We start from the raw sequence: 3746 nt of genomic DNA, 5'->3' as shown, positions 1-3746 counted from the left end.
CAGGGTCAGGCCCGTGCCGGAGCCCTGCTGCAGATGCCCGGAGGGCAGGCCGAGCGCCTTGGCGACCGTCTGGGCCTCGGCCTTCTGGCCCGTGCCGTACGTGAGCGTGGTGCTCGCCGCCGAACTCGGGGCGTTGGCCGTGGTCGTCCCGGAGCTGAAGCCCTGGTCGGTCAGCGCGGTGGCGATCGCGGAGGCGCGGCCGGTGACGGTCGTGCCGTTCTCGACGGTCACGGCGATCTGGGAGGCCGGCACCGCCGGCGTGGTGGCCTTCGCGGTCGCCGAGGCCGCCGAGGACTTCTTACCGGACCCGTTGGTCAGGGACTGGTCGTTGGCGATGGTGGAGAACAGGGTCTTGGCGCCCTGGCCCACCAGCACGCGGTTGCGGTTCGACGGGTCGTCGGTCGTCTGCATCGTCGCGAAGGTGATCCGCTTGGTGGGGACCTTGTTCACGTCCGAGGCGAGCGAGATCAGCTTGTTGATGCTGCCCAGGCCGTCGTCCACGGTCAGCGCCTTGGTGGCGGCGTCCGCGAGGCCGTAGACTGCGGTGGGGTCGGTGAGCGTGCCCGCGCTCTTGAACTTGCGGATCATCGAGCTGAGGAAGATGTGCTGCGAGATCGTGCGGCCCAGGTCGCTGCCGTCGCCGAAGCCGTGCCGCGAGCGGACGAACTCCAGGGCCGCGACACCCTTCAGGGTGTGGTCGCCCTTGGACAGCTTCAGGTGCGAGTAGGTGTCGTAGACGTCGTCGCTGACGCACACCGAGACACCGCCGACCGCGTCGGACATCTTGACCACACCGGAGAAGTCGAGCTTGATGAAGTGGTCGATGGGGATGCCGGTGAGCTGGTGCACGGTGGCCACCTGGCAGGCGGGGCCGTACTGGAGCGCGCTGTTGATCTGGCCGTAGTAGCCGGGCGTGGACTGGCCGTTCTCACTGTCCTTGCAGGCGGGGACGTGGGTCATGGTGTCCCGCGGGATGCTCATCACGGTGGCGTTGGAGCGGTCGGCCGATATGTGCACGACCATCTGCACGTCGGCGTTGCTGCCGGTCTGCACACCGGTCTTCGAACAGCCGCCGCCGAGTGCGCAGTCGGTCTTGCTGGTCCGGCCGTCCGAACCCATCACCAGGATGTTGATCGGGGTGCGGCCGAAGGCGTCGGCCTTCTCCGTGCCGCCCTTGCCGTCGAGCGAGAAGCTGTGGATGTTGCCGTTCAGATGCTCGTAGAACCACCAGCCCGCACCGGCGGTGACCACGATGGCCGTGGACAGCGATATGCCGAGGATCTTCAGCGCACGCCTGCCCCGGGGCACCGGACGGGCCCGGCGAGCCCCCCAGCCGCCGCGCGAGCGCGCCGCGGCCCGGGCCGCGGCCCGGCCACCCGGAAGGTTCGCTCCGTCGGACTCGGCCATGCGCTGTCCGGGCACCCGGTCACCGCGGCTTCGCGTGGCCTGGCCTGCCGGCCTGTCCCACGGGTCGCTCATCTCCCACTCCCATGAACGGTCGGGCCCGTCAGGCCGGGCCGTCGACGGTACGGCCAGGCATGCGCGCGGCGGTGTACGAGAACGCGGGGCGCCGCCGCCCCACTTCGCTTGCGTAGTTGCGCAATCTAACAAACTTGCGGCCCCAGCAGCACAGATGCACACCACATTCACAGGTGAGGCATCTCATGGCCGCCGCGCCCGGGGCGGCACGGCAGCGGGAGTCTACGCGCCTCTCCTGTGAGCGCGGTGATCGGGCGGCCCCCCTGTGGGTACGGCCGGCGGGCCGCTCCGTCTCAACGGCCCGTTTCCGAGGTGCCCCGGCCGCGTGCGTAACGGGCCCGGGCCGCCAGCAGACCCGCGGCGTAGAGGGCCAGTACGGCGGCGAGGAGCGTGTAGTACATGCCCGGCAGGGCGGTCAGGCCGAGTGGCCGGCCGAGCGGGGAGGGGGGAAGGACCAGGCCGATGCCGGCCAGGGCGGTTGCTGCCCAGGCGACCGGGCCGGGCCGGTGGCCCTCGGCGCCGCGGCGGCCCCCCCGCAGCAACAGCATCACCAGGGCCTGGGTGAGCAGGTTCTCGGTGAACCAGCCGGAGTGGAACACCGCCTCGTCGTCCCCGGTGCCCGTCCCGTGGGCGGCCAGCGCGAGCGCGCCGAAGGTGGCCAGGTCGGCCACGGCGTTCAGCACCCCGAACCCGGTGATGAAGCGCAGCAGGTCGCGCGGGCGCAGCTCGGTCGGCCGGCGCAGCACCGAGGGGGCCGGGCGGTCGTGGGCGAAGGCGAGCTGGGCGGCGTCGAAGCACAGGTTCTGGGCGAGGACCTGGGCGGGGAGCATGGGCAGGAAGGGCAGCAGGAGGCCCGCGGAGAGCATCGCGATCACGTTGCCGAGGTTGGAGGACAGCGTGATGCGCAGGTAGGAGGCGATGTTGTCGCTCGCGTGCCGGCCCGCGCCGACCGCGTGCGCGACACCGGTGAGGTCCTTGCGGGCGAGCACCAGGTCGGCGCGCTCGCGGGCCACGTCGGCGGCGTCACGCGGGGCGATGCCCACGTCGGCGGCGCGCAGCGCGGGCAGGTCGTTGACGCCGTCGCCGAGGAAGCCGACCGTGTGCCCGGCGGCCCGCAGGGCCTGGACGATCCGCGCCTTGTGTGCCGGGGTGCAGCGCGCGAAGACGGTCGTACGGCGGGCCCGGGCGGCCAGTTCGGCGTCGGTGAACGTGTCGATGCGGTCCGCGTCGAGCACGCCGTCCTCGGGGACGGGGATGCCGAGATCGCGGCAGGCCCGGACGGCGGTACCGGGGTGGTCGCCGGTGAGGATCCGGACGGTGACGCCGCGTTCGGCGAGGACGCCGAGCGCGTCGCGGGCGGTGGGCGCGAGCGCGTCCCGGAGGGTGACCAGCCCGCGGAAGGTGAGTCCGCGCACGTCGGCCGGGGTGTACGCGCGGCCGCGGGCGGGGCGCTCGGCGGTGGCTACGGCCAGGACGCGCAGGCCGTCGTCCGCGGCGCGGGTGGCCTGGACGAGCAGCCCCCGGCGTTCCTCGTCGGTGAGCGCGCAGCGCTCCAGGACGGCCTGGACGTCTCCCTTCACCACCAGGGTGTGCGTCCCGAGGCGGCCGGGGGTGCGGACGACGGCGGTGGCGAGGCGGCGGACCGGGTCGAACGGGAGGGCGGCCACGCCGTCGTGGGCCAGCAGGACGTCCTCGTCGGCCGCGTCCAGGATCGCCTCGTCGAGGGCGTCTGGTTCGGGCAGGTCGGCGAGCTGGAGGGTCCACCACGCGTTGACGGTGGCCCACCGCAGCACCTCGGGGTCGTCGTCCCGGCCGTCGGGGCCGAGGGCGCGGTCCACCACGGGCAGATCCCGCGTGAGCGTGCCCGTCTTGTCCAGGCACAGCACGTCGACGGCACCGATGTCGTGCAGCGCGGGCAGCCGTCTGACGATGACCCCGTGGGTGCGGGCCAGCAGCGCCGCTCCACGGGCCAGGCAGGTGGTGACGATGACCGGCAGCATCTCCGGGGTCATGCCGACCGCCACCGCGACGGCGAACGGCAGCGTCTCCAGACCGCGGCCGCGCAGCGCGGCGCCCGTCATCAGCACCAGCGGCGGAGTCAGCAGCATGAACCGGATCAGGATCCAGGAGACGCCCTGGACGGAACGGTCGAAGGCGCTCGGTCCCCGCCGCTCGGCCAAGGACACCGCGGCCCTCGCCGACAACCCCCTGATCTTCCCGGACTCGACGATGCGCTCCCGCCTCGCCATCGCCCGCGACATCACGTC

2 protein-coding genes are annotated in these 3746 nt (G+C 72.9%); both read right to left on the bottom strand.

What is annotated here, in order from left to right; all coding sequences use genetic code 11:
- Window positions 1-1479 (bottom strand): LCP family protein (locus ACWEN3_RS43395; RefSeq protein ID WP_452983334.1); only part of this gene is annotated, 1479 nt, incomplete at its 3' end.
- A 293-nt stretch (window positions 1480-1772) separates the two neighbouring features.
- Window positions 1773-3746: HAD-IC family P-type ATPase (locus ACWEN3_RS43390; RefSeq protein WP_452983331.1), on the bottom strand; the 1974-nt coding region annotated here is incomplete at its 5' end.

It is taken from the genome of Streptomyces sp. NPDC004561 (assembly GCF_053602155.1).
The sequence above is the reverse complement of the archived record's forward strand: the minus strand, read 5'-3'. Positions and strand labels throughout refer to the sequence as shown.